The sequence below is a fragment of the Aequitasia blattaphilus genome (genome assembly GCF_024721305.1).
Taxonomy (GTDB): domain Bacteria; phylum Bacillota; class Clostridia; order Lachnospirales; family Lachnospiraceae; genus Aequitasia; species Aequitasia blattaphila.
This window is the reverse complement of sequence record NZ_JAMXOD010000008.1, coordinates 65,583-90,805: the sequence shown is the minus strand read 5'-3', so window position 1 is coordinate 90,805 and position 25,223 is coordinate 65,583. Positions and strand designations below refer to the sequence as shown.

Here is a 25,223-nt window from a genome sequence, read left to right as displayed (position 1 = left end):
AATGGCACAAGAAGCATTAGGAATGGTAGAAACAAGAGGACTTACAGCAGCAATTGAAGCAGCAGATGCAATGACAAAGGCAGCAGAGGTATCATTAATCGGAACAGAAAAAATCGGTTCAGGACTTGTAAGTGTTATGGTTCGTGGAGATGTAGGTGCAGTAAAAGCGGCTGTTGAAACAGGAGCAGATGCAGCAGGAAGACTTGGAGAGCTGGTAGCAACACATGTAATCCCAAGACCACATAATGATGTAGAAAAGATTTTACCTTCTTTATAATAGAAGAGAAAAAGGAGTAGTCTCATGGGAGATTCATATGGATTTTTCGAAATCCCCAGTACAACAGCAGCGATTCATGCGATAGATGTAATGTGTAAAACAGCGGATGTATCACTGGTAACATGGGAAAAGAAATTAGGCGGAAGACTTGTGACCGTTATAATCAAGGGGAGCGTATCTGCAGTAGCTCAGGCAATCGAAAGCGCAGCAAGTAACTCGTTAAAGAAACCAGCAGCGTATTGCGTAATCCCAAGCCCCCATGAAGAAGTAATCAAGCAAATACGTTCTAGCAGTAACTTGGTAGACTAGGAGGGAAAAAACCCTATGGCAGAAAGAAAAGCAACCACGGCTAAAGCGCCGGCTAAAACAATAAAACGTGTTCAGGAAGCAAAATCCACAGAAAAAAAGGAGGAAAAGAAAATGGCACAAGAAGCATTAGGAATGGTAGAAACAAGAGGTTTGGTAGCAGCGATTGAAGCAGCAGATACAATGTTAAAGGCAGCAAACGTATCCTTAGTTGGAACAGAAAAAATCGGTTCAGGACTTGTAAGTGTTATGGTTCGCGGTGACGTAGGAGCTGTAAAGTCAGCAGTTGAATCTGGAGCAGAATCTGCAGGAAGACTGGGAGAATTAGTAGCAACACACGTAATCCCAAGACCACACAATGATGTAGAAAAAATTCTTCCATCTTTATAATAGTAAGAAACAACAGAAACAAAAGGGGCAAAGAATAACTGCCTCTTTTGTATCTATACTTTGAGGAGCTAAACTATGAATAATAATGTAGCAGTCATTACTCGTATGGTAATAGAAGCAATGGAAAAGCAAGAAGCTTCTAAAAATAGTGAAAATGGATATATGGTACCGATTGGGGTATCTGGCAGACATGTACACCTTACCCAGGAGCATGTTGAAGAATTATTTGGAAAAGGGTATCAATTAACACAAAAAAAAGAGCTGATGGGTGGACAATTTGCTTCAAATGAAGTGGTAACAATTGTTGGACTGAAGCTAAGAGCGATAGAGAATGTAAGAATTTTAGGACCGGTTCGTAAAGGCTCCCAAGTGGAAATATCAAAGACAGATGCAATTAAGCTAGGAGTTCCAGCACCGATTCGAGAATCAGGAGATATTAAGGGTTCTGCACCGATATCAATTGTAGGACCAAAAGGAGTTATCTATTTAAAAGAAGGATGTATTATTGCAAAGCGTCATATTCATATGCCACCAAAGGATGCTTCTCTTGCAGGAGTTGTAGATGGACAGGAAGTATCTGTTATTGCGGATAATGAAAGGGGTACAACCTTTAACCATGTACAAATTCGCGTAGATGACAGTTTTACTTTGGAAATGCATATTGATACAGATGAAGGAAACGCAGCCAATATCCGAACAGGGGATACTGTGCGAATTATAAAGTAAAGGCGTCCTTAGGAAGGAAGAAGAATATGTTGATGGGCAAAGTAGTTGGAAGTGTGATATCTACAAGAAAAAGCGATGCATTAGTGGGTAATAAGTTTATGATTGTAGAAGTCTGTGAAAGCATGAAATCAGAAGGTCAAAGACTGATAGCCATTGATAAAATAGGTGCAGGTATCGGGGAATGCGTACTGGTTGCACAAGGAAGTGCGGCAAGAGTAGGGAGTGGTATGGAAAATGTGCCTGTTGATGCTGCTATTGTAGGTATTATTGACGATTAAAAGGACTGGAGTAATTGAAATGGAACGACAAGAACTAAGTGACATTTTACAGCAAAATGGGATCGTAGGAGCTGGAGGAGCAGGATTTCCCACTTATGGGAAGCTGGATGAACGTGCAGAGACCATAATTTTAAACTGTGCAGAATGTGAGCCGCTTTTGCGTCTCCACAGACAGCTTTTGGAAAAGCACGCAGGAGAAATCGTTGAAACATTCCATATGATTGGAGAAACCTTAGGGGCAAAAGATGTGGTCATAGGGATTAAGGAAGCCTATAAAGAAACAATAGAGGCGTTAAACCAAGTGGTTGCAGATTATAAAAATGTCCGCCTGGGACTTTTGGAGGAGGTATATCCTGCAGGAGATGAAGTGGTACTGATTTATGAGGTGACTGGAAAGGTCATTCGTCCCGGAGTACTTCCAATTGAGAGTGGAATTGCAGTATTTAATGTTGAAACTGTTTATAACATCTATAGAGCATTGCATAATGAGCCAGTAATAGAAAAATTGGTTTCTGTTGTTGCAGAAGTTGAAAATCCAATTACTGTTAAGGTTCCGATTGGAACTTCACTGGAAGAAGTGGTGAAAATGGCTGGGAAAACCACCGTGAATAATCCGGTTTACTTCGTGGGTGGTCCGATGATGGGATCTATTGGAAGTAAGTTCCAGCCGGTTACAAAGACTACGAATGGGATTTTAGTTTTGCCACAGGATCATCTGTTGGTTCAGAAAAAAAACAGCAATTCTTCTATTGATTTAAAAAGAGCAGCAGCCTGTTGCTGTAATTGTTCGATGTGTACAGACTTATGCCCGAGAAATCGCTTGGGTCATCCGATTGAGCCTCATAAGTTTATGCAGGCGGCAACCTGCAAGGACGTTCAAAATCCAGATATATTTGTCAATACATACTTCTGTTCTTCTTGTGGATTGTGCGAAATGTTTTCTTGTTTTCAGGGACTTTCTCCTCGTACATTGATGACAGAGTACAAAGGAAAACTAAGAGGACGTGGTGTTCCCATGCCTAAAGTGGAAGCGAAGGGCGTAGGGCCGGAGCGAGAATTCAGAAAAGTTCCTATGGAACGTTTAATGGCAAGACTAGATTTGACAAAATATGATAAAGAAGCGCCTTTGAAAGAGGAAGTTCCCGATACAAAAAGAGTAAAAATATTAATGAGCCAACACATTGGAGCACCTGCAATTCCCAGGGTTACCAAGGGAGATAAAGTGAAAAAGGGTGATGTTGTTGGAGCGATGGGAAAAGGTTTAAGTGTAAATATACATGCAAGCATTGACGGAACTATTTGTGAAGTAAACGATAAATATGTTATGATAGAAGCGTAAGAAAGGACATATAAAAATGAGTAAAGCAATTGGAATGATAGAATACAGAACGGTAGCGGCTGGAATTACGGCTGTGGATACCATGGTGAAAACCTCTGATATCAGCATTGTGGAAGCGCAGACCGTATGTCCAGGAAAATATATTGCAATTGTATCCGGTGATTTAAGTGCAGTAAAGGCGGCAGTTGAAGCGGCAAAGACACAGCATGTAAAGCATCTGATTAATAGCTTTGTATTGGGAAATCCTCATGAGTCTATTTTCCCGGCAATTTATGCAGCTACAGAGATTGAAAATGTAGCAGCCCTTGGTATACTGGAGACCTATGATGCATCCTCGATTATTGTTGCAGCAGACGAAGCTGCCAAAACGGCAATTGTAGATTTGATTGAACTGCGTATTGCAAGGGGTATGTGTGGAAAATCCTATATGCTTTTAACGGGAGAAGTAGCAGCAGTTGAAGCGGCAATTGAACGAGCTGCTGGAGTGATTGGAAAAGATGGAATGTATGTGGATTCATCCGTTATTGCATCCCCAGATAAGCAGGTGAAGGATGCAATTCTTTAAATAAATGTTTGGAGGCAAGCTTCATGTTAGCAATTGAGAGACGAAAAGAAATACTGGAAAAACTGCAATCACAGAAGCGGGTGGTGGTAAGCGAGCTGAGTCAGATTTATGATGTTTCAGAGGAAACAATAAGAAGAGATTTGGAAAAGCTGGAAAAAGATGGTTACGCTACAAAAAGTTATGGTGGAGCTGTTTTTAATGAACATGCTAATTTAGATCTCCCGTTGAATATAAGAAAAAACCGTAATGTGATTGAGAAGCAGCTGATTGCGAAAGAAGTGTGTCAATTAATTCAAGATGGTGATACGGTTATGCTGGATGCTTCCTCCACTGCATTGTATGTGGCGAAAGCATTAAAGGAAAAGAGTAATCTTACGATTATTACAAATTCCATTGAGATTATTATAGAACTCTTGGACAAGAAAGACTGGTCGGTTCTGTCAACAGGAGGATTGTCAAAAGAGGGGACGTATGCGCTTGTGGGACCTCAGACTGATAAGATGCTTCAATCCTACCATGTAGACATTGCGGTAATTTCTTGTAAGGGAATTGATATGAAGGCAGGAGTGACCGATACGGACGAACTGCATTCAAACAACAAGAGGACGATGCTAAACTCTGCGAAGAAAAAAGTGTTGGCCATTGATGGTACAAAATTTGATCAAATAGGATTTACTACAATTGGTGAGTTATCAGATATTGAGTATGTGGTAACGGATAAACAACCGGAAGAAAGATGGAAAAGCTTCTTTGAAGCAGAAGGAATATTGTGCATGTATCCTTAAGGGCAGAGAATCTGCTCTTTTTTTAAGTTGTGTTTTGCGTGCAATTACGCTATAATGGTACACGAAATCACAATGATTATTATGGAGGTGTCACTATGTTAGTATCAGCAAAAGAAATGTTAGAAAAGGCAGTAGCGGGTCATTACGCAGTAGGTCAGTTTAACATCAACAACCTTGAGTGGACGAAGGCATCACTGCAAGCAGCGCAAGAGTGTAATTCCCCGATTATTCTTGGAGTATCTGAGGGTGCGGGAAAATATATGTGCGGTTACAAGACTGTAACTGAAATGGTAAAAGCAATGATCGAAGCAATGGAGATTACAGTTCCGGTTGCTCTTCATTTAGATCACGGTAGTTATGAAGGAAGCTTGAAGTGTATTGAAGCTGGATTTTCTTCAATTATGTTTGATGGATCTCACTATCCTATTGATGAAAATGTAGAGAAGACGAAAGAATTGGTTGCTCTTTGTAATGAAAAAGGTCTTTCTATCGAGGCGGAAGTTGGTTCGATTGGTGGAGAAGAAGACGGTGTAGTAGGAAAAGGTGAAGTTGCTGATCCTCAAGAGTGCAAAAGAATTGCAGATTTAGGCATTACAATGCTTGCAGCTGGAATTGGAAATATTCACGGAAAGTATCCTTCAAACTGGGAAGGACTGAGCTTTGAGACGTTAGATGCAATTCAACAACTAACTGGAAATATGCCTCTTGTACTTCATGGTGGAACAGGAATTCCAGATGAAATGATTAAAAAAGCAATCGATTTAGGAGTTGCAAAAATCAATGTAAATACAGAGTGCCAGCTTACTTTTGCAGCAGCAACACGTAAGTATATTGAAGAAGGAAAAGACTTAGAGGGTAAAGGTTATGACCCAAGAAAACTTCTTCTTCCAGGTACAAAAGCAATTGTTGAGACAGTGAAAGAAAAAATGGAGTTATTTGGTTCCGTAAACAAGGCGTAGTTAAATTTGGAAAAATTATGCTTGCCTTTTGGGATGATTTGCAGTATACTGTCAGAGTAGCAAGGACAAAGGCGTTCCAATGAAGATTGGAGTGCCTTTTTTTTGCAAGAGACAAACTCTATTTTAACAAGAAAGGAAATGAAAATAATGAGCGAAGCAATCAATGTAGCTGAAATTTTTGGACAGGATGTTTTTAATGAAACAGTCATGCAGGAACGTTTGCCGAAGAAAATTTATAAAGAATTAAAGAAAACGGTAGAAGAAGGAAAAGAGTTAGACCTTGAAATCGCAGATGTTATTGCTCATGAGATGAAGGAGTGGGCGATTGATAAAGGGGCAACTCATTATACTCACTGGTTTCAACCTCTTACAGGTGTAACGGCAGAAAAACATGATTCTTTTATATCAGCGCCATTAGACAGCGGGAAAGTGTTGATGAGCTTTTCTGGAAAGGAACTTATAAAGGGAGAGCCTGATGCATCTTCTTTTCCATCAGGTGGATTAAGAGCAACCTTTGAAGCGAGAGGGTATACGGCATGGGACGCTACCTCTCCAGCGTTTGTAAGACATGATTCAGCAGGAGCAACACTCTGTATTCCAACTGCTTTCTGTTCTTACACAGGAGAAGCTTTAGATCAAAAGACACCGTTGCTTCGTTCTATGGAAGCTATCAATACACAGGCTTTGAGACTGGTTCGGCTTTTTGGTAATATGACGGCAAAGAAAGTGACACCTTCTGTAGGTCCAGAGCAGGAATATTTTTTGGTGGATGCTGATAAATTCCGCCAAAGAAAAGATTTAATCTATACAGGCCGTACATTGTTTGGAGCAATGCCACCGAAAGGTCAGGAATTAGATGATCATTACTTTGGTACCATTAAGAGAAGAGTTGCTGCCTTTATGAAGGATTTGAACGTAGAGCTCTGGAAGTTAGGTGTCAGTGCAAAAACGCAGCATAATGAAGTTGCACCAGCTCAGCATGAACTTGCGCCAATTTATGCAAAGGTAAATGTTGCAGTAGATCACAATCAGATTATTATGCAGACTTTAAAGCGTGTGGCAGGACAGCATAACTTAAAGTGCCTTCTTCATGAAAAACCATTTGCAGGAGTGAATGGATCTGGAAAGCATAATAACTGGTCTCTTACAACGGATGATGGAAAAAATCTTTTAGAGCCAGGAAAAACACCTCATGAGAATATTCAATTCTTGTTGGTGCTTGCTTGTATCCTAAGAGCAGTTGATAAACATGCGGCACTTCTTCGTGAGTCAGCGGCAGATCCGGGAAATGATCACCGTCTTGGAGCGAACGAAGCACCACCGGCAATTATTTCAGTATTTTTAGGAGAACAGTTAGAAGATGTTGTATGCCAGTTAGTGGATACAGGAGAGGCAACGACTTGTAAAAAAGGCGGAAAACTTGAAACAGGTGTAAAAACCTTGCCTAATCTTGCGAAAGATGCAACAGACCGTAATAGAACATCTCCCTTTGCATTTACGGGAAATAAGTTTGAGTTCCGTATGGTTGGATCAAGAGATTCTATTGCGTCACCAAATACTGTAATCAACACGATTGTAGCAGAGACATTCTGCGATGCTTGTGATTTGCTGGAAAAATCAGAAGATTTTGAAAAAGCAGTACATGATCTTATAAAAGATTATATGACAGAACACCAAAGAATAATTTTTAATGGAAACGGATATTCTGATGAGTGGGTAGAAGAAGCTGAGAGAAGAGGCTTACCAAACATCAGATCAATGGTTGGAGCAATTCCAGCCCTGGTAACGGATGAAACCGTTAATTTATTTGAAAGATTCAAGGTATTTACAAGAGCGGAGCTTGAATCTCGTGCGGAAATCAAATATGAAAATTATGCAAAAGCAATTAATATTGAAGCGAGAACCATGATTGATATGGCAAGTAAACAACTGATTCCTGCTATCATGAAATACACGAAGACTCTGGCGGAAACTGTTATTGCCGTAAAAGAGGTCGGCGTAAGTGCTCAGGTTCAGCTGGCTCACTTAGAAGAAGTATCACAGCTCCTTGAGGAAGCAGAGAAAGCGCTGAATATCCTATGGAATGTTACAGAAAAGGCTTCCGCAATGGAGGAAGGACAAGAGCAGGCAAATTATTATCACGACAGTGTGATACCGGCTATGGAAGCTCTTCGTGCCCCAATCGATAAGTTGGAAATGAAAGTAGATAAAGAAGCATGGCCGATGCCGTCTTATGGAGATTTGCTTTTCGAAGTGTAAAATTGAATATTTAGAGAAAGTTTAGAACCTTACGCTTTAATTAAAGGATACTTTGTGGTATCCTTAGCGTAAGGTTTATTTTATTAGGAGGTGCTGGATGACAAAGGTGGAGTTTTTATCCAAATTGCAGGAAGCTCTTGCAAATGATTTGGATGGTCCCATTATACAGGAAAATATTAATTTTTATAGTCAGTATATAGATGATGAGATGAGAAAAGGGAGAAGTCAGGAAGAAATCACAGAGGAGCTTGGCGACCCATGGGCTTTGGCTCGAACGGTTATTGATTCGGAGGAAGTAAAGAAGAAACAGTCAAATACTTATAAACAACCAAATACGAGTAATACATACTCTGATTCCAATTCAAGTAAGAGGACTCAGCCAAGTAGTGGATTTTCTTTGGGGAATTTTTTGGTAATAGTAATTGGAATTTTGATTTTGTTTGCAGCCATTAGTATAATAGGTGGAATATTTTCGGTGTTTGGACCAATTATAGTTATTGTATTGGTAATTAGCCTTATATTTCGACTGTTTTCTGGTGGGCGAAGGTGAAAATAGAATAATAAGATAGAAAAGGCTCTATGTTAATCATGAAAAGATGCTAACCCATCTGCTCTGGTGATAACATAGAGCCTTTTTTAGATACAAATAATTACTATTAACGGAACATTTCTTGGTACTTTTCTATATGCGTTACTAACATAGAGAGGAATGCATGAAGAACAGGGCTATTATTTTCTTTGTTCCAAACTGCAATTGCAGAAAGTGTGGCAGATGAGACAGGTGTGTCAATAAATTTAAAGCTGTCATCGTGGATTTTATGTACACTTTTGTCTAAAATAGCTACGCCTTGACAGGATTTCACATAAAAGAAAACGGATTCAATATTAGGTACCCGTATAATATTTTTGCATGAAAACCCATAGTCGCTGCAGATTTTGTATATGCCGCTTAGTCTGCGATGGGATGCACTTTCGGTCAAGCAGATGAAGGTTTCATTTCTAAAATCTGATAACGTACGAGGTTTTGTGGCGGCGATAGGATGGTCTTTTGAATAAAGACAGACACCGGTGCAATCAAATAAAAATTTTTGCTCTGTATTATCGTGGAGCATATAAGTTTTTGGTTCTAAAGTGATTACCAAATCAGTTTCTTGCTTCAGAAGTTGAGAGGATAATTGTTCAAAACCATGTTTTTCAAAAGAAAACACTACTTTGGGATAACGAGTCTGGAATTGAGTGAAAATATCGGTCAAGATATTATCCAAATCCAGAGAAGTTAGACATGAGATACGCAAACATCCACTCTGACCGAAAATCATATCATTCACTTCTCGAATGCTTGTATCAATCATTTCATAGGCATCTTTGAAGCGGGGATACAAATACTCACCTGCAGGAGTAAGGCGTAATGGCGTGGTATCCCGCTGAATCAGGTCGAATCCCAGCGTTTTTTCGAGCAAACGAATCTGGCGGCTTACGGTAGGCTGCGTGGTGTAAAGTACTTTGGCTGTCTTGGTGAAGTTTAGATATTTTCCCAGTGTAAGAAAACAGTTTATTTGTTCGAAATGCATATAAATATCCCCCTTTAAAAGAAAACAAACATTAGAATTAAATAAAATTATATCTTTTTTTTGGCAAAAAAACAACATTATTCATAAAATGAATAGGGGCGATACAAAAACGGAATTTCCAATTTGAAATGACCGGTGTTAGTATACAATCAAACGAATGAAAGAAGGAGAGAGTTAAAATGAAAGAAAACACGAAAGGTAAGGAAAAAACAGCAAGAAGTCACATTGTTCATTCGCTCATAGGTGTTGGAATTATGATATTTTTCCGATTTCTTCCCATTCCTTTTCCGGAAGGAACAGTTACACCTACAGGGCAGGAAATCCTCGGAATTTTCATTGGAACCCTATATATGTGGACGACGGCAGATGTACTATGGGGGAGCTTGATTTCGGCGTTTTTTGTTGGGATTTCCAGCTATGCGCCAATGCCCCAGGTTCTAAATGAATATTTCGGGAGCACTGTATTTGTGCAGCTTTTTTTCTTAATGATGGTTATTCAGTGTCTGGTGGATAAGAAGATAACGGCGTATATGGGACGTTTCTTCCTGACTAGAAAAATGAACAGTGGCAGACCGTGGGTCTTCACTACTGTGGTACTGATAGGTGTTTTGCTTATGTCGGCTTTTATTATTGCCTTTGCACCTATTATCTTAATGTGGCCAGTACTTTACGGTATATTTGAGGATGTTGGTTTTACAAAGCAAGATAAATATCCCAAAATCATGATTATTTTGGTGGCTGTCGTTGCGATTATCGGATTCCCAATCCCTCCATTTATGAATAATGGTTTGGCGCTGTTGAGTAACTACAGAGCAATTGCAGAAGAACCGGGATTTATTAGTGATCCGGCCTACTTGTTCTTTGGTTTGGTGATTGGTTTAATCATGATTTTTGTAATCATACTGTTTACGAAGTTTGTTTTAAGGCCAGATGTAGAAAAGCTGAAATCCTTTGATGTGGAGAGTCTGAAAAAAGATCCTCTTCCGCCTATGGATTTATCACAGAAAATTACGACAGCTGTATTTGTGGTATTGATTTTATTGATGCTGGTGCCGAGTATTGTTTTAAGTATTACCACGGCAGTACCAGGAATGCAGTTTTTAAAAGAGAATTCTACAGGCTTAGCATTAGGTGCGACAGCTATTTTAGTTGGAATTCGAATAGCGAATAAGCCGGTTATGGAAATTAAAACAGTAATGAGCGGAATCAACTGGAATACACTTTTATTGTGTGCAACGGCTATTTTAATTGGAGGGGTATTAACGGCAGATGTTACAGGAATTAAGGCGTTTTTACAGTATATATTGAATCCACTGTTTGATGGAATGGGTACTGTGCAATTTATGATTTTTATCTTGCTTGTAGCAGTCGTACTTACAAATATCTGTAATAGTTTGGTTATTGGAATGGTTCTGCTTCCGGTTATCTATACGTATTGTACAGCATCTGGAGCAAATGCAGCACCAATTGTATCCTGCATGATTATCTTTGTTTTGGGTTCTGCCTGTACGACGCCGGCAGCATCACCATTTGCAGCGATGATGCATGGAAATAAGGAATGGCTGCAATCAAAGGATATCTATAAATATACACTTTCTTTTGTAATTATTGAGACTATTATCATGTTGGTGATAGGAATTCCGTTAGCACAGCTCATGATTAAATAAAGTGTACTTAAACAGGAGGAAATTGAAATGAATGGCAAACAGTTAGCATATGAATATCAAGAAACAATTAGACTACAACAGGAACAAGCAGAAGCAGCAATGATGAAAGAGTTTGAATGTGGGAATTATACCTTTGAAAATCCGCTCATTAAGTTGAATCCTTATTTGATTGCACCTCTTTCGGCAGTTGTACTGTTTGAAACAGAAGAAGCAACAGCGATTACGGTAATCGTACATGGAAAAGAAGAAAATGGGAATATAAGTCATACTTATCCGAAGGAAAGAATTCATATTTTGCCAGTGTATGGTTTGTATCAGGACTATGAAAATAAAGTGGAGATACAGATTTATAATGGTAAAAGTAATTTTATGACAATAAAAACAGAGAAGCTTCGTGCCTGTGCAGATGAGTTAATAAAAATGGATACAACATATGAATATCTCCAGGATGATTTGATTTTTGTATCACCCGTTGTATCGGGCTTGGCAACAGCATACGATTACAAAGGTGACATTCGCTGGCGTTTGGATGTACCAACAATTTTTGATTTAAGACGGCTGGAAAATGGAAATGTTATGATGGGGTCTGAACGTCGATTGAAAGATATTTACTTTTCTACAGGTCTGTATGAATTGAGTATGACGGGGAAAATTTATAAGGAATATAAGCTCCCGGGGGGATATCATCACGACCAGTTTGAGATGCCAGATGGGAATATTGTAGTAGTTTCGGATGATTTTAATACGAATACGGTAGAGGATATTATCGTATTGATGGACAGAGAGACAGGAGAAATATTAAAAGAATGGGATGTAAATGATGTGATTGATGCGTCGAAAGCTCCCATCTCAAAAACAGGAGATGCTCACGATTGGTTCCATTGTAATGGGGTATGGTATGATGAAAAAACACACTCTCTTACCTTGTCAGGACGCCATTGCGATGCAGTGATTAATATTGATTTTGAAACAGGAGCACTTAATTGGATTATTGGTGATCCGAAAAATTGGGAAGAATCCATGGAAAAATATTTCTTTACGCCGGTAGGGGAAGGAGAATTTGATTGGCAATATGAGCAGCATGCTTGTTTGATTACTCCTAATGGTGATGTGATGTGTTTTGACAATGGGCATTGGAGAAGTAAAGATCCAGAGAATTTTACGTTAAACAGGGACAACTTTTCTCGGGGTGTAAGGTATAAAATTAATACAGAAGATATGACAATTGAGCAAGTCTGGCAGTATGGAAAAGAGCGTGGTCCAGAGTTCTTTTCTCAGTATATCTGTAACGTAGAATATTATAATGAAGGCCATTATATGGTTCATTCTGGTGGAATCGGTTATTATGATGGTGAAACCGCAGAGATGATGGTGGTTTTTGATGAGGGAAATCCGAAGTGCGAAGAGCGGAGTATTACGGTAGAAGTATTAAACGATAAAGTTATGCTTGAGCTGGAATTAAATCGTAACTATTATCGAGCAGAGAAAATGAAAATTTACGATACAAATGAAAAGTTGGTAATTGGCCGGAGTAAGGAGTTGGGAACCTTAGGTGTGACAAAGACCTATGATACACAGGTTAACGGGGTGGAAACACACGAATTATTGCCCGAGGATTACGATGCGACTTTACTGGAACAGGAAGATCGAATTCTATTTGAAGCCAATTTAAAAGAAGGGCAGTTGGCGCTGCTGATTCTGGAAAAGGATGGACAGAAAATTCAATATCAGATGCCGACTTCAGAAGGTGCGTTAAAAGCTACCTGTGCAGGTGACTTTATTCATCCGCATTTAAGAAACACAGCTTTTACAGTTACGAAGTGTGGCTTGTGGGGTGAGTACGATGTAAAAGTGCTGGTAGATGATAAAATATATGAAACAGGCATTAAGATCCATTGCTAATCATAGGGGTTATAGAATGGTGATTCAAATATGAAAATTCCGGAGGTATTGTGATATCTCCGGAATTTTCTTTTTATCCAATGCTATTAAAAAAAGAAAATAGTATAATACCAATAACCAAAACCAGAGCAATTCTTGCTGCCCACATGGCAGTTTTTGAATAGGGTGGTTTTGAAGATACAAGGGAGGGTTGAGAAGTTTCTTTTGTTAAGCCAAGAAGATTTAATATTTCTAAAGCCTTCTCCTGATCCTGCGTATCTACGTAGATGGTCTCGCCTGCGATTGAATTTCCCATATAGATTGTCATAAGCTGACCTGCACCAGCAGAGGCTTTGTAAGCGGGGATATTATTTCTTTCCAGTGTTTCCAGTACTAAGTCTGTTTGAACCTTATTATATGAAAGGTAGAGTTCAACAGGATTCATAATATTTTGCTCCATAATAAGCTCCTTTTCTTTATCTACGAGAAAATTTGGTGACACTTCCCTACTTATCTCTTAAAGAGAAACACCGGATAGGGGAGCTATCCGGTGTTTCGAGGGGAGTATAAATAATTAATAAGGGGTTGTAGAAACAACCGCTTCTACATGTTTAAGTATAGTATAAAGCTTATTTAAATGCAAGATACAAAAACAGAGATTAATTCACAGATTTTAAGAATGCTTTTTGTGAATATTGCCTTTGCTGGCTATTGACAAACATAAAGAATTGCGAGTAAGATTATTAACATATTAAGGATTGGAGAAGCGGATGAAAAAGTATGAATATATTGTGCCCTGCCATTTTGGTTTAGAGGCTGTTTTGAAACGAGAAATACAGGATTTAGGTTATGAAATCAGACAGGTAGAGGACGGAAGAATTACCTTTGCGGGAGACGAAAATGCAATTGCGAGAGCAAACATTTTTCTTCGGACAACAGAGAGGGTATTAATTAAGGTAGGAGAGTTTAAGGCAACTACCTTTGATGAGCTTTTTGAAAAAACAAAGAGTCTGCCATGGGAAGAGTATATTCCAAAAGACGGAAAGTTCTGGGTTGCAAAAGCAGCGTCTATTAAAAGTAAACTCTTTAGCCCTTCCGATATCCAGTCCATTATGAAAAAGGCAATGGTGGAACGTTTAAGAGAAAAGTATAAAATACAATGGTTTACAGAAGAAGGGGCTTCCTATCCTTTACGCGTATTTTTGAAAAAGGATATTGTTACAATCGGTTTGGATACCACAGGGGTGTCCTTACATAAGCGAGGTTATCGTGAAGAAGCTGGCGCTGCACCGATTGCAGAAACCTTGGCTGCTGCTCTTATTATGCTTACCCCGTGGAATAAAGATCGGATTTTAGTGGATCCTTTTGCGGGAAGTGGGACGATACCCATTGAGGCGGCAATGATTGCAGCCAATATTGCACCGGGTATGAATCGCTCTTTTTTATCCGAAAATTGGAACAATATTATTGAAAAGAAAAGCTGGTATGAAGGAATTGATGAAGCAAATGACCTGATCAAAATAGTGGATACAGACATTCAGGGATTTGATATTGATGGGTCGGTTTTAAAAATAGCGAGAAAAAATGCCGGAGAAGCAGGGGTAGATGAGATGATTCATTTTCAGGAGCGCCCGGCAGCGGCACTGAGTCATCCGAAAAAATATGGTTTTATTATTACGAATCCCCCTTACGGTGAAAGACTGGAAGAAAAGGAAAGTTTAGGAGGAATTTATAAGGACTTAGGGGAGGCATTTAAACGACTGGATAGTTGGTCGGCTTATGTGATTACTTCTTTTGAAGAAACGGAACAGTATATGGGCAGAAAGGCTGATAAAAACCGTAAAATTTATAATGGAATGATTAAGACTTATTTCTATTCTTTCTTAGGACCAAAACCACCTAAAAAGCCAAGATAAAGGAGGGTGAAAATGAAGAAAATATTATTTGCAACAGGAAATGAACACAAAATGGAAGAGATTCGTATGATTCTTTCTGATTTGAATATGGAAATTTTGTCGTTGAAAGACGCAGGAATTACGGTGGATGTGATAGAGGATGGAAGTACATTTGAAGAAAATGCATTCATTAAGGCAGAGGCAATTGCCAAGCTAGCAAAGCAAATGGATGGTCTGGAAGAGGCGGTTGTTTTAGCAGATGATTCAGGGTTAGAGATTGACTATATTAATAAAGAACCGGGAATTTATTCTGCCAGATATATGGGAGAAGATACGTCCTATGATATCAAAAATCAAAATCTTATTGAGCGTGTTAAGGATGCAGTGGGAGAAGAGAGAAGTGCCCGGTTTGTATGTGCGATTGCAGGCGTTTTTCCAGATGGAAGTCATGAAATAATAAGAGGCACCATGGAAGGGGAAATTGGTTACCACATAGAAGGGGAAAATGGTTTTGGATATGATCCGATATTTTATCTTCCAGAGTATCAAATGACCAGTGCCCAGCTTTCGCCAGAAAAGAAGAATGAACTTAGCCACAGAGGGAAAGCACTTCGAGAAATGAGAAAACTAATTGGAGAGAAAGTTGCATGAAAATATTAATTATAAGTGACACACATAAATCCCATGGAAGCCTAATGGATGCTGTGGCTCTTGAGAAGCCATTTGACATGGTAATTCATTTAGGGGATGCAGAAGGGCGAGAAGATGAAATTGAGGCCATTGTAGAAGCTCCAATGCATATTGTTGGAGGTAACAATGATTTTTTCTCCCATCTCCCTGCAGAAAAAGAATTTTTTATAGAAGGACATCATTTTTTTATTACCCATGGACATAGTTATTTTGTGTCTAGAAATGAAGAGCGTTTGGTACAGGAGGCAAAAGGCCGGGGAGCAGATATTGTAATGTATGGTCATATACACCGACCAGTTATAAAAAAAGACAAAGATATTTTGGTGATAAATCCTGGTAGTATTGCCTATCCAAGACAGCAAGATAGGCGTCCAAGTTATGCAATTATGACAATAAATCCGGAGGGAGAAGTGAGCGTTGAAATTAAATATTTAGAAAACTAAAAAAAAATAAAAAATGTTATTGACATGGCTTGGTGCATGCTATATAATAACACTTGTCGCAGCGAAGAAGACACAAAAGAAAAGCGACAAAAACTGAATATCGGGGTGTGGCTCAGCTTGGCTAGAGCGCCTGGTTTGGGACCAGGAGGTCGCAGGTTCAAATCCTGTCACCCCGACTTTTTGCGGGTGTAGTTCAATGGTAGAACACTAGCCTTCCAAGCTAGATACGTGGGTTCGATTCCCATCACCCGCTTTCTTAAAGCCCTGATACAGGGTTTTTTGTAACGCAGACATGAGTCTATAGCTCAGCTGGATAGAGCAACGGCCTTCTAAGCCGTAGGTCGCAGGTTCGAATCCTGCTAGGCTCGTTTTTATTCTTTCATATTTGATACTATGGTGGGTATGGTGCAGTTGGTTAGCGCGCCAGATTGTGGTTCTGGATGTCGTGGGTTCGAATCCCACTATCCACCCTTAACCAATCGGTTTACCGGTTGGTTATCTTATTGGGCTATCGCCAAGCGGTAAGGCACAGGACTTTGACTCCTGCACTCGCTGGTTCGAATCCAGCTAGCCCAGTTCGCACTGAACACTTAGCGAGCGTGTAGAGCGTGAGTTTAGTGAGAAGGTGGATCCCAAGCGTTGGCGAGGTATTTTCGAGCCTAGGCGCACGGATTATCGTCTTATAAAGACTATACGGGTGTGTAGCTCAGTTGGTAGAGCACTTGACTTTTAATCAAGTTGTCCGGAGTTCGAACCTCCGCACGCTCATTATTGAAATCGACGTTTCTTCTTAAAATCAAAGAAGGGACGTTTATTTTTTTAGAATAAAAATATCTTGACAATCTTTTCTAACATAGCTATGATAAATCATGAAAACAAAATATTGAACTGGGGGGCTGACGCGTCGGCTGAGATTAAATACGAACGATTTTGACCCATGGAACCTGATACGGATAATGCCGGCGTAGGAAATGTTTCTATTATATACTATTATAGACACTTTTATTTGAGTGCTGTCATTTGGGACAGCACTCTTTTTTTCTTTTTAGAAAAACGCTTCGCTGATTCTATTCTCGTGCCGCAGATCAAAAAAGGAGGAGTTATGTACACAACACAAATGGATGCTGCAAGGAAGGGAATTGTAACAAAAGAACTGAAAATTGTAGCACAAAAAGAAAATTTTGATGTGAAGGAATTACAAGAGCTGGTAGCTAAGGGGCAAGTAATTATTCCCTGCAATAAGCTGCACACATCCATTAATCCAAATGGGATTGGTGATAAGCTGCGTACCAAAATCAATGTAAATCTTGGGGTATCCAGAGATTGTAAGGATATGGATGTAGAACTGAAAAAAGTAAATGAAGCGGTTGCCATGGGGGCAGAATCCATTATGGATTTAAGCTCCTATGGTGATACCCGTAAATTTCGCAAAAAACTTACGACAGAGTGTGAGGCAATTATTGGGACAGTACCAATCTATGATGCAGTAGTTTATTACCACAAGCCACTGAAAGAAATCACCTCGGAGGAGTGGATAGATATTGTTCGAATGCACGGGGAAGATGGTGTAGACTTTATGACGATTCACTGTGGAATCAATAAGGAGACAGCCCATCGCTTTAAAAGAAATAAAAGGCTTACCAATATTGTTTCCAGAGGAGGTTCGATTATTTTCGCATGGATGGAAATGACAGGGAATGAAAATCCATTTTATGAGCGCTATGACGAAATACTGGACATCTGTCAGAAATACGACATTACAATGAGTCTGGGTGATGCGTGTAGACCGGGCTGTTTGGAGGATGCTTCGGATGTTTCTCAACTGGAAGAATTAATTACGTTGGCAGAGCTGACAAAGAGAGCCTGGGAAAAAGATGTTCAGGTTATGGTGGAAGGACCTGGGCATATGCCAATTAACCAAATTGAAGCCAATATGTGTATTCAAAAAGAACTTTGCAAAGGAGCTCCTTTTTATGTGTTAGGACCACTTGTCACAGATATTGCCCCTGGTTATGATCATATCACCGCGGCAATTGGGGGAGCAATTGCTGCAACCCACGGCGCTTCGTTCTTGTGTTATGTAACTCCGGCAGAGCATTTAAGACTGCCCACCCTGGAAGATGTAAAGGAAGGCATTATTGCATCCAGAATTGCAGCACATGCAGCGGATATTGGGAAAGGAATTCCAGGGGCGAAGGAATGGGACTTTCAAATGAGCCAGGCGAGAAAAAATTTGGACTGGGAGACTATGTTTGAACTGGGAATTGACTCCGATAAAGCACGTCGTTATAGGGAAATGGCACAACCAGAGAAGGAAGATACCTGTAGTATGTGTGGGAATTTCTGTGCTGTTAAAAATATGAACCGAATATTAGATGGGGAAATTGTAAGTATTTTTGATGAATAGGAGAACGGGATGAATAAAGTAGCAGTATCTATAAATGGAAATCACTGTATAGTTTCCGGGAACATCACTGTTTTAGACATGCTTCTGTCAAACCAGTACGATGTTACAAAATTGGCAGTGGAGAAAAATGGACAGATTCTTCCGAAGGCTCAATTTTCTTCTGAGATTGTTCAGGATGGGGATGTGTATGAAGTTGTAACCTTTGTTGGAGGAGGCTAAATGAAGAGCTTATTTACGGAACAAGAACTGGATAACATGCTGACAGAACGCCATGGGAAAGAGGTTATGGATAAACTCAAAACAGCAAGAGTGGCAATTGCCGGTCTTGGAGGATTAGGATCTCATATCGGAATTTTTCTTGCAAGAGTAGGTGTTGGCACCTTTCATCTCATTGATTTTGATCAGGTAGAAGGAACCAACATACACCGCCAAAATTATGGCTTGGAAGATATAGGGAAAAACAAGACCGAAGCATTGAAAGAAGAAATCCTGAGGATTAATCCTTATGCTGCCGTCATTACTACAAACCAAAAGATAACGCGGGAAAACATAGGAGAGGTATTCAAAGAAGAGACTCATATTTGTGAAGCTTTTGACCGTGCAGAGGCAAAGGCGATGTTAATTGAAGAACTTCTTACTTTGAGATCGGATAGCGTGATTGTAGCAGGGTCAGGCATGGCAGGAATATCCAGTGGGAATCAAATTGTCACAACACAAAAATTGAAGCGTCTTTATCTCTGTGGTGATGAAGTGAATGGCGTAGAAGAATGTGGCTCCTTCTTTGCTACAAGAGTGGCAATCTGTGCCGGACATCAAGCCCATATGATGCTTCGTTTACTATTAGGAAAGGAAGACAAATGAAAACAATAACAAAAGATCCATTGGTAATAGGAGGACATACTTTTTCGTCACGCTTCATTCTTGGTTCAGGTAAATTTAATATGGACCTAATAGAAGCAGCTATTGAACATGCGAAAGCGGAAATTATTACACTTGCACTACGCCGTGCAAATACTGAGAAGAACGATAATATTCTGAATCACATTCCAAAGGGGGTTACACTACTTCCAAATACCTCAGGTGCCAGAAATGCCGAAGAAGCAGTTCGTATTGCAAGGCTGGCAAGGGAAATCGGATGCGGCAATTTCATAAAAATAGAAGTAATCAGGGATTCAAAATATCTTCTTCCAGACAATTATGAAACAATCAAAGCAACAGAAATACTTGCAAAAGAGGGCTTTGTTGTAATGCCTTATATGTATCCGGATCTGAATGTGGCAAGAGATTTGTGGAATGCGGGTGCAGCTTGTGTTATGCCCTTGGGAGCCCCGATAGGAAGCAACAAGGGACTGTGTACGAAAGAATTTATTCAAATACTAATTGATGAAATTGAGCTTCCTATTATTGTGGATGCAGGAATAGGGAAGCCATCAGAAGCCTGTGCTGCCATGGAAATGGGAGCTGCTGCAATTATGGCAAATACAGCAATTGCAACAGCAGGAAATATTATAGAGATGGCTCATGCTTTTCGTCTCTCTGTTGAGGCAGGACGAGCAGCCTATTTGGCAGGACCGGGCAGAGTGCTAAATATGCAAGGAGAAGCATCTTCGCCGTTGACTGGTTTTTTAGAGGAGGCGAAATAAGAAATGAAGCATGATTGTATGAGCTATCAAAAGGATATGGAACAAATTGATTCCAACATTAAAGAAAGAGTAATGGAATGCTATGAGTCTTTTGAGGACACGAAGTATTCGGCCAAAGATGTGCAGGATGCTTTGGCAAAAGAAATTTTATCACCAAGTGATTTTGCGGCGCTTTTATCCTCAGCAGCGATTCCGTTTTTGGAGGAAATGGCAAAGAGAGGACAAAAAGAAACCTTGAAACATTTCGGGAATTCTGTTTATTTATTCACACCGATTTATATATCAAATTATTGCGAAAATCAATGTGTATACTGTGGCTTTAACTGCCGTAATAAAATTCAGCGTGCTCATCTGGATACAAACCAGATTGAAAAAGAAATGATGGCGATTAAAGAAACTGGATTAGAAGAGATTTTGATTCTTGTTGGAGAAAGCCGGAATAAATCGACACTTCAATACTTGGGAGAAGCGTGTAAAATAGGGGCAAAGTACTTTAAAACGGTGGGTCTTGAAGTTTATCCTATGAATAGTGAAGAATACGCATATCTCAGGAAATGCGGCGCTGATTATGTGACGGTTTTTCAAGAAACATATAATGTAGAGCAATACGAAAAGGTTCACCTTGGAGGACATAAGCGTGTTTATCCTTATCGATTGGAAGCGCAGGAACGTGCTATTATGGGAGGAATGCGGGGAGTGGCCTTTGGAGCCCTATTAGGTCTTTCAGATCATCGAAAGGATGCTTTTGCAACTGGTATGCATGCTTATTACATTCAGCGAAAGTATCCTCATATCGAAATATCTTTTTCCTGTCCCAGAATACGGCCTGCATCAGGAACGGATTTTCAAGTCTATGAAGAAATCGATGAAAAGCAATTGCTGCAGGTAATACTTGCATACCGAATCTTTATGCCTTATGCAGGAATCACAGTATCTACACGAGAAAATCGAAATTTTAGAAACCATGTGGTTGGTCTGGGTGCAACCAAGATATCTGCTGGTGTGGATACTGGGGTTGGTGAAAACACAGAAGAGGAAAAAGGTGATGAGCAATTTGAAATTGCAGACGGTAGAAGTGTGGACCAGGTATATCACGAATTGCTTCAGAACAATATGCAACCGGTCATGAACGACCATGTTCTTTTATAATAGGAAGGAAAGCTAATGGATTATCAGAAAATGCTTGTGATTACCAATCGAAAACTTTGTCAAAGACCATTTCTTGAGCAGATAGAACGGGTTGTAAAGTTACAACCGAAAGGAATTGTATTACGGGAAAAGGATTTGGATGAGCAAGAATACCGAGAGCTTGCCCTTGCAGTAAAAAACATTTGTGAGATCCAAAAGGTTCCGCTTATTATTCATAAATGGGAGGAGGTGGCAAAAGAGCTGAAAAGTCCTTTTGTCCACCTTCCATTTAGTGGTTTAGAAGCCAGTACCTCGGAGTCTTTTGGAGTATCGGTACATTCTTTAGAGGATGCTTTGGCAGCGCAAAGCCGTGGAGCCTCCTATTTGATTGCGGGTCATGTTTTTCAAACGGATTGTAAAAAGGGCGTACCATCAAGAGGGATAGGATTTCTGAAGGAGATCTGTGATAATGTTAAAATCCCGGTGTATGGAATTGGAGGAATTTCGGAAGAGAATTATAAGGATGTGCTAAGTGCAGGAGCTACAGGTTTTTGCATGATGTCGGAGATGATGAGAGTAGGGACTGCATTTTAACAATGCAGTCTTTTTTTGTTCGGAGAACCTTGTCCTATTTTTTATATCGAAGACTGTAACTAAATGTGTTGCAGAGAATGTAGTATTTGAAGATGTATGGTTGTAATTGTTTTGATTTGTGGTTATTACAGTTCATAGAGATTATTTTGCTTTTGACCATAAAAAGAAGCTTAATGAAATAGAATACGTCTAGAGAAAAAAATATATACTTGTGCATTTCTAATTACTTCGGAACAATATGCAACCGGTCATATTTTTTAAACAGACCGTAAAAAGGGCGTACCTCCAAGAGGCTTAAACATTTAACTATTAATAACTGATTAAAATACAGTTAAAAGCAAAAAAATAACTATGTAATAAGTATATTTTGGTATTTAACGCGATATTTAACGAGGGATAAAAGTTAATTGTTAAAAATCAAATTTTGCATTCTTGTTAAAAGAGGAGTGCAAAAAGTGGAATCATTTGGTATAGAACTAAAATTTTTTGTTGGAAAATTCCTTCGAACAATATAGAATGATAGATAGATTAAAAAGTCTCGAGGGAAAAAAATGAAACTAAAGATTATCAGTTTTACAGAATCAGGAGCCAGGCAGACAGTTCTTCTGAAAAAGAAATTAAAAAAACAAAAATGGAACTGCGAAGGCTATACAATCGAACGACATGCAAAAGACAATCATCTTAAACCCCTTGAACCAGGTTGGAAAGAGATGATAAAAAAAGAATGGGGAGAAACCGACTTTCTCTTTATTGGGGCAATTGGTATTGCTCTTAGAGTAATTGCTCCTTTTGTTGATGATAAGTATAAGGATTCAGCTGTTATTGTCATGGATGAATTAGGTCAATATGTTATTCCGATATTATCGGGCCATGTGGGTGGTGGAATTGCTTTGGCAAAAGAAATTGGAAAATCCATTGGCGGGGAGGTTGTAATCACAACGGCAACAGATTTACAGAATAAATTTGCAGTGGATGTATTTGCATCCCAAAATCGATTAAAAATAAGTAATCGGCAACTTGCAAAAGAAATATCAGCAGCTCTTTTAGAGGGCAAAAGCCTTCGCATGTATTGTGAGTATCCGATTCAGGGAAATATACCCAGTGAAATTGTAATTTGCAATAAAATACAGGAGACGGACGAAGTGTTTTATGATATAATTGTCGGGAAAATGGAAGCGTCTCAAACGATGAATCCTAAGATTCTTTATCTTACACCTCAGCAGGATAACTATGTGGTAGGAATTGGTTGTCGAAAAGGAGCGTCAAAGGAAGTATTAGAAGATGGATTCGGAACCGTTCTGGCGCAGTACAGCATACCAAGAGATGCAGTAAAAGGAATTGTCAGTATTGACTTGAAGGAAAAAGAACAGGGGATTATTGCTTTGGCGCAGGAATATAGTATTCCTTTTAAAACGTATTCGTCTGAGGCTTTGGACAAAGTGCAAAATGTCTCAAAAAGCTCTCCCTTTGTCAAAGAGATTACCGGAGTTGATAATGTATGTGAGCGAGCCGCTCGAACCTACTTTGAAAAAGGACAACTGATATGTCCTAAAACGATAATTGATGGAGTTACATATGCAATTGTAAAGGAAATTCCAATTATGAAGTTTTCGTAAAAGAGGCTGATATGGGAAAGAATGTATTGATTTTTGCTGGAACAACAGAAGGAAGGCATATAGCGAATAGATTAGCATCTAAGGTTGAACGGCTCTATGTAAGTGTTGCAACAGAATACGGACGAGAAAGTATCTGCCATGATATTTCGGGAGAAATCATCTGGGGAAGAATGGATGAGGAAGAGATGGCTCAATTTCTTCTGGATAAAAAAATTCACATTGTGATTGATGGAACTCATCCTTTTGCACAACTCGTCACTGCAAACATCAAGAAGGCTTGCAAAAAGCAGGGGGTAACCTATCTTCGGTGTTTACGTGAACCGGAGCAGAGGGAATCTTCTTTGCAAGGAAACGAGAATATGATAGTTGTCCAATCTGTTCAAGAAGCTGTCGCTTATATTAGTCAGACTGAAGGAAATGTGCTGATTACCACTGGCAGCAAAGAATTAGGACTTTATACAAAGATACCGAACTATCAAACCCGTTGTTATGCCAGAGTTCTGTCAGTTAAGGAGTCCGTTGAGAAAGCAATAGCTTTAGGCTTTCAGGGAAAACATCTGATTGCTATGCAAGGACCATTTTCTCAAGCATTGAATCAGGAAATGATTCGTCATACAGATGCGAGATATATGGTGACGAAAGAATCAGGAGTGAATGGAGGCTACGAAGAGAAAGTAACCGCCGCATCCGAAGGAAATTGCAAAACGGTTGTAATACGCCGTCCTCAGGAAGAAGGATATTCTATAAACGAAATATACAGGCTTTGCCTGAATATCATATAAATATTTGAATCCTATTATATTTAAAAAAGGGGAAGCAGGTTCGAATCCTGCACAATACCCGTTGCTGTATTGGAGGAGTAGTATTTCATTATGTCACTGTGGAAAACCATGGGAAGGCGAGATACTATGATTAATGCCTAAGTCAGAACACCCACCTTTAAAAAGATTCAAATGGTTACGGGAATATAACCAAGTGTTTGCTAAAAGTCTTTTGATTTTATGGCAGCTTGGAGTATTTTAAGTTATTAAGTTGTCATAAAAGGAGAAAAAGGACATGACCAAAACGAAAAATCTAATAAGGGCAAGTATATCAATCGGGATGATATTTGCCATCACGCTGCCTGTCAATGCAATGCATATTATGGAGGGCTATCTTTCGGTAGGCTTTTGTATTGCGTGGGGGGCTGTCTGCTTGCCATTTCTAATCGCAGGCTTTATTTCCATTCAAAAAACATTTAAAGAAAATTCAAAATCAATCACTTTGCTGGCTATGGCTGGGGCTTTCATATTTGTAATCTCGTCATTAAAGATTCCTTCTGTTACAGGGAGCTGCTCTCATATGACAGGTACAGGATTAGGGGCAATTTTATTTGGACCTGGGGCGGTAAGTGTTTTGGGATTAATCGTTCTGGTGTTCCAAGCGGTTCTTTTAGCCCATGGAGGTTTAACAACGTTAGGAGCAAATACATTTTCTATGGCAATCGCAGGACCTTTGGTAAGCTATGGAATCTTTAAACTATGTCAAAGAATAAAAGTGAATCGTCGTGCTGCAGTTTTTTTAGCAGCATTTCTGGGAGATTTGACGACCTATTGTGTAACAAGTATACAATTAGGATTGGCTTATCCGGCAGAGGTAGGCGGGAGTGTGGCTTCAATCATTAAATTTCTGGGTGTTTTTGCACCTACACAGCTGCCACTTGCCATTATGGAGGGGATTATAACTGTAATTATTGTAATCGCACTAGAAACATATGCAAGACCAGAGCTCAAAGCAGTGGGCTATTTAAAGGAGGCAAGGTAGA

General features: G+C 39.4%; 27 protein-coding genes, 6 tRNA genes and 2 riboswitches. Of the genes, 31 read left to right on the top strand and 2 right to left on the bottom strand.

The window, feature by feature from the left end:
* The first annotated feature begins 1 nt into the window (after nucleotide 1).
* The 11 genes from NHH15_RS07255 to NHH15_RS07205 all read left to right on the top strand — a co-directional run bounded on the left by NHH15_RS07255 (nucleotide 2) and on the right by NHH15_RS07205 (nucleotide 8,434).
* Nucleotides 2-277 carry a BMC domain-containing protein gene (locus tag NHH15_RS07255; protein ID WP_262065989.1) on the top strand — a complete coding sequence of 92 codons (276 nt, stop codon included), beginning with the start codon at nucleotides 2-4 and terminating at the stop codon, nucleotides 275-277.
* 24 nt (nucleotides 278-301) lie between these two features.
* Complete coding sequence (locus tag NHH15_RS07250) at nucleotides 302-586, top strand: BMC domain-containing protein (protein ID WP_262065988.1); 285 nt, start codon at nucleotides 302-304, stop codon at nucleotides 584-586.
* A gap of 111 nt (nucleotides 587-697) precedes the next feature.
* Nucleotides 698-973 carry a BMC domain-containing protein gene (locus NHH15_RS07245; protein WP_262066025.1) on the top strand — a complete coding sequence of 92 codons (276 nt, stop codon included), beginning with the start codon at nucleotides 698-700 and terminating at the stop codon, nucleotides 971-973.
* 75 nt (nucleotides 974-1,048) lie between these two features.
* Nucleotides 1,049-1,699 (top strand): phosphate propanoyltransferase, encoded by a 651-nt coding sequence (gene pduL / locus NHH15_RS07240; protein WP_262065987.1) that lies wholly within the window; start codon nucleotides 1,049-1,051, stop codon nucleotides 1,697-1,699.
* 26 nt (nucleotides 1,700-1,725) lie between these two features.
* Complete coding sequence (locus NHH15_RS07235; RefSeq protein ID WP_262065986.1) at nucleotides 1,726-1,977, top strand: EutN/CcmL family microcompartment protein; 252 nt, start codon at nucleotides 1,726-1,728, stop codon at nucleotides 1,975-1,977.
* Nucleotides 1,978-1,996: 19 nt separating this feature from the next.
* Nucleotides 1,997-3,316, top strand: coding sequence for a 4Fe-4S dicluster domain-containing protein (locus NHH15_RS07230; RefSeq protein WP_262065985.1), 1,320 nt, complete (start codon nucleotides 1,997-1,999; stop codon nucleotides 3,314-3,316).
* Nucleotides 3,317-3,332: 16 nt separating this feature from the next.
* Nucleotides 3,333-3,881: a BMC domain-containing protein gene (locus NHH15_RS07225; protein ID WP_262065984.1), complete on the top strand. Its 549-nt coding sequence runs from the start codon at nucleotides 3,333-3,335 to the stop codon at nucleotides 3,879-3,881.
* A 23-nt stretch (nucleotides 3,882-3,904) separates the two neighbouring features.
* Nucleotides 3,905-4,666, top strand: coding sequence for a DeoR/GlpR family DNA-binding transcription regulator (locus NHH15_RS07220; RefSeq protein ID WP_262065983.1), 762 nt, complete (start codon nucleotides 3,905-3,907; stop codon nucleotides 4,664-4,666).
* A 95-nt stretch (nucleotides 4,667-4,761) separates the two neighbouring features.
* Nucleotides 4,762-5,625 (top strand): class II fructose-1,6-bisphosphate aldolase, encoded by an 864-nt coding sequence (gene fba / locus NHH15_RS07215; RefSeq protein WP_262065982.1) that lies wholly within the window; start codon nucleotides 4,762-4,764, stop codon nucleotides 5,623-5,625.
* A 147-nt stretch (nucleotides 5,626-5,772) separates the two neighbouring features.
* Entirely contained in the window at nucleotides 5,773-7,884 is a 2,112-nt protein-coding gene (locus tag NHH15_RS07210; RefSeq protein WP_262065981.1) for a glutamine synthetase III family protein, read from the top strand.
* Between the two features lie 97 nt (nucleotides 7,885-7,981).
* A complete protein-coding gene (locus NHH15_RS07205; RefSeq protein ID WP_262065980.1) occupies nucleotides 7,982-8,434 on the top strand; it encodes a DUF1700 domain-containing protein in 453 nt (150 codons plus the stop codon).
* A gap of 106 nt (nucleotides 8,435-8,540) precedes the next feature.
* Here the strand turns inward: NHH15_RS07205 and NHH15_RS07200 are convergent, their stop codons facing one another.
* Complete coding sequence (locus NHH15_RS07200) at nucleotides 8,541-9,455, bottom strand: LysR family transcriptional regulator (RefSeq protein ID WP_262065979.1); 915 nt, start codon at nucleotides 9,453-9,455, stop codon at nucleotides 8,541-8,543.
* A gap of 179 nt (nucleotides 9,456-9,634) precedes the next feature.
* Here NHH15_RS07200 and NHH15_RS07195 point away from each other — a divergent pair, with 179 nt between their 5' ends.
* Nucleotides 9,635-11,122: an SLC13 family permease gene (locus tag NHH15_RS07195; RefSeq protein ID WP_262065978.1), complete on the top strand. Its 1,488-nt coding sequence runs from the start codon at nucleotides 9,635-9,637 to the stop codon at nucleotides 11,120-11,122.
* Nucleotides 11,123-11,149: 27 nt separating this feature from the next.
* Entirely contained in the window at nucleotides 11,150-13,024 is a 1,875-nt protein-coding gene (locus NHH15_RS07190; RefSeq protein WP_262065977.1) for an aryl-sulfate sulfotransferase, read from the top strand.
* A 73-nt stretch (nucleotides 13,025-13,097) separates the two neighbouring features.
* On the opposite strand, the gene NHH15_RS07185 is transcribed toward NHH15_RS07190, so the two are convergent.
* On the bottom strand, nucleotides 13,098-13,463 hold the full coding sequence (locus tag NHH15_RS07185; protein WP_262065976.1) for a hypothetical protein: 366 nt from the start codon (nucleotides 13,461-13,463) through the stop codon (nucleotides 13,098-13,100).
* 310 nt (nucleotides 13,464-13,773) lie between these two features.
* Between NHH15_RS07185 and NHH15_RS07180 the strand changes: the two genes are divergently transcribed.
* The 18 genes from NHH15_RS07180 (at nucleotide 13,774) to NHH15_RS07095 (ending at nucleotide 25,222) form a co-directional block, all read left to right on the top strand.
* Nucleotides 13,774-14,919 carry a THUMP domain-containing class I SAM-dependent RNA methyltransferase gene (locus tag NHH15_RS07180; RefSeq protein WP_262065975.1) on the top strand — a complete coding sequence of 382 codons (1,146 nt, stop codon included), beginning with the start codon at nucleotides 13,774-13,776 and terminating at the stop codon, nucleotides 14,917-14,919.
* Between the two features lie 12 nt (nucleotides 14,920-14,931).
* Nucleotides 14,932-15,549 carry an RdgB/HAM1 family non-canonical purine NTP pyrophosphatase gene (gene rdgB / locus NHH15_RS07175; RefSeq protein ID WP_262065974.1) on the top strand — a complete coding sequence of 206 codons (618 nt, stop codon included), beginning with the start codon at nucleotides 14,932-14,934 and terminating at the stop codon, nucleotides 15,547-15,549.
* On the top strand, nucleotides 15,546-16,031 hold the full coding sequence (locus NHH15_RS07170) for a metallophosphoesterase family protein (protein ID WP_262065973.1): 486 nt from the start codon (nucleotides 15,546-15,548) through the stop codon (nucleotides 16,029-16,031). Before rdgB ends, NHH15_RS07170 begins: the two co-directional genes overlap by 4 nt.
* 101 nt (nucleotides 16,032-16,132) lie before the next feature.
* Nucleotides 16,133-16,207 (top strand) — tRNA-Pro (locus NHH15_RS07165).
* A 6-nt stretch (nucleotides 16,208-16,213) separates the two neighbouring features.
* Nucleotides 16,214-16,284: transfer RNA gene (locus NHH15_RS07160), tRNA-Gly, on the top strand.
* A gap of 41 nt (nucleotides 16,285-16,325) precedes the next feature.
* Nucleotides 16,326-16,399: transfer RNA gene (locus NHH15_RS07155), tRNA-Arg, on the top strand.
* 28 nt (nucleotides 16,400-16,427) lie between these two features.
* Nucleotides 16,428-16,501: transfer RNA gene (locus tag NHH15_RS07150), tRNA-His, on the top strand.
* Nucleotides 16,502-16,535: 34 nt separating this feature from the next.
* A tRNA-Gln gene (locus NHH15_RS07145) sits at nucleotides 16,536-16,607 on the top strand.
* 119 nt (nucleotides 16,608-16,726) lie between these two features.
* Nucleotides 16,727-16,799: transfer RNA gene (locus tag NHH15_RS07140), tRNA-Lys, on the top strand.
* A 111-nt stretch (nucleotides 16,800-16,910) separates the two neighbouring features.
* A riboswitch (TPP riboswitch) is annotated at nucleotides 16,911-17,021 on the top strand.
* Between the two features lie 112 nt (nucleotides 17,022-17,133).
* Nucleotides 17,134-18,438: a phosphomethylpyrimidine synthase ThiC gene (gene thiC / locus NHH15_RS07135; protein WP_262065972.1), complete on the top strand. Its 1,305-nt coding sequence runs from the start codon at nucleotides 17,134-17,136 to the stop codon at nucleotides 18,436-18,438.
* A gap of 9 nt (nucleotides 18,439-18,447) precedes the next feature.
* The gene (thiS, locus tag NHH15_RS07130) at nucleotides 18,448-18,657 is read left to right on the top strand and encodes a sulfur carrier protein ThiS (protein WP_262065971.1); all 210 of its coding nucleotides are present in this window, start codon (nucleotides 18,448-18,450) and stop codon (nucleotides 18,655-18,657) included.
* Nucleotides 18,658-19,299, top strand: coding sequence for a sulfur carrier protein ThiS adenylyltransferase ThiF (thiF, locus tag NHH15_RS07125; RefSeq protein ID WP_262065970.1), 642 nt, complete (start codon nucleotides 18,658-18,660; stop codon nucleotides 19,297-19,299).
* The gene (locus NHH15_RS07120) at nucleotides 19,296-20,081 is read left to right on the top strand and encodes a thiazole synthase (protein WP_262065969.1); all 786 of its coding nucleotides are present in this window, start codon (nucleotides 19,296-19,298) and stop codon (nucleotides 20,079-20,081) included. The genes thiF and NHH15_RS07120 overlap by 4 nt, the downstream gene beginning before the upstream one ends.
* A gap of 3 nt (nucleotides 20,082-20,084) precedes the next feature.
* Nucleotides 20,085-21,230, top strand: a complete 1,146-nt coding sequence (gene thiH, locus NHH15_RS07115) for a 2-iminoacetate synthase ThiH (protein WP_262065968.1) — start codon at nucleotides 20,085-20,087, stop codon at nucleotides 21,228-21,230.
* 15 nt (nucleotides 21,231-21,245) lie between these two features.
* Nucleotides 21,246-21,803 (top strand): thiamine phosphate synthase, encoded by a 558-nt coding sequence (locus tag NHH15_RS07110; RefSeq protein WP_262065967.1) that lies wholly within the window; start codon nucleotides 21,246-21,248, stop codon nucleotides 21,801-21,803.
* A 551-nt stretch (nucleotides 21,804-22,354) separates the two neighbouring features.
* On the top strand, nucleotides 22,355-23,419 hold the full coding sequence (locus NHH15_RS07105) for a cobalt-precorrin 5A hydrolase (RefSeq protein ID WP_262065966.1): 1,065 nt from the start codon (nucleotides 22,355-22,357) through the stop codon (nucleotides 23,417-23,419).
* 11 nt (nucleotides 23,420-23,430) lie between these two features.
* Nucleotides 23,431-24,201: a precorrin-6A reductase gene (gene cobK, locus NHH15_RS07100; RefSeq protein ID WP_262065965.1), complete on the top strand. Its 771-nt coding sequence runs from the start codon at nucleotides 23,431-23,433 to the stop codon at nucleotides 24,199-24,201.
* A riboswitch (cobalamin riboswitch) is annotated at nucleotides 24,186-24,374 on the top strand. Its footprint overlaps the gene before it by 16 nt.
* A 101-nt stretch (nucleotides 24,375-24,475) precedes the next feature.
* Nucleotides 24,476-25,222: an energy-coupling factor ABC transporter permease gene (locus NHH15_RS07095; RefSeq protein ID WP_262065964.1), complete on the top strand. Its 747-nt coding sequence runs from the start codon at nucleotides 24,476-24,478 to the stop codon at nucleotides 25,220-25,222.
* Nucleotide 25,223: the final 1 nt, after the last annotated feature.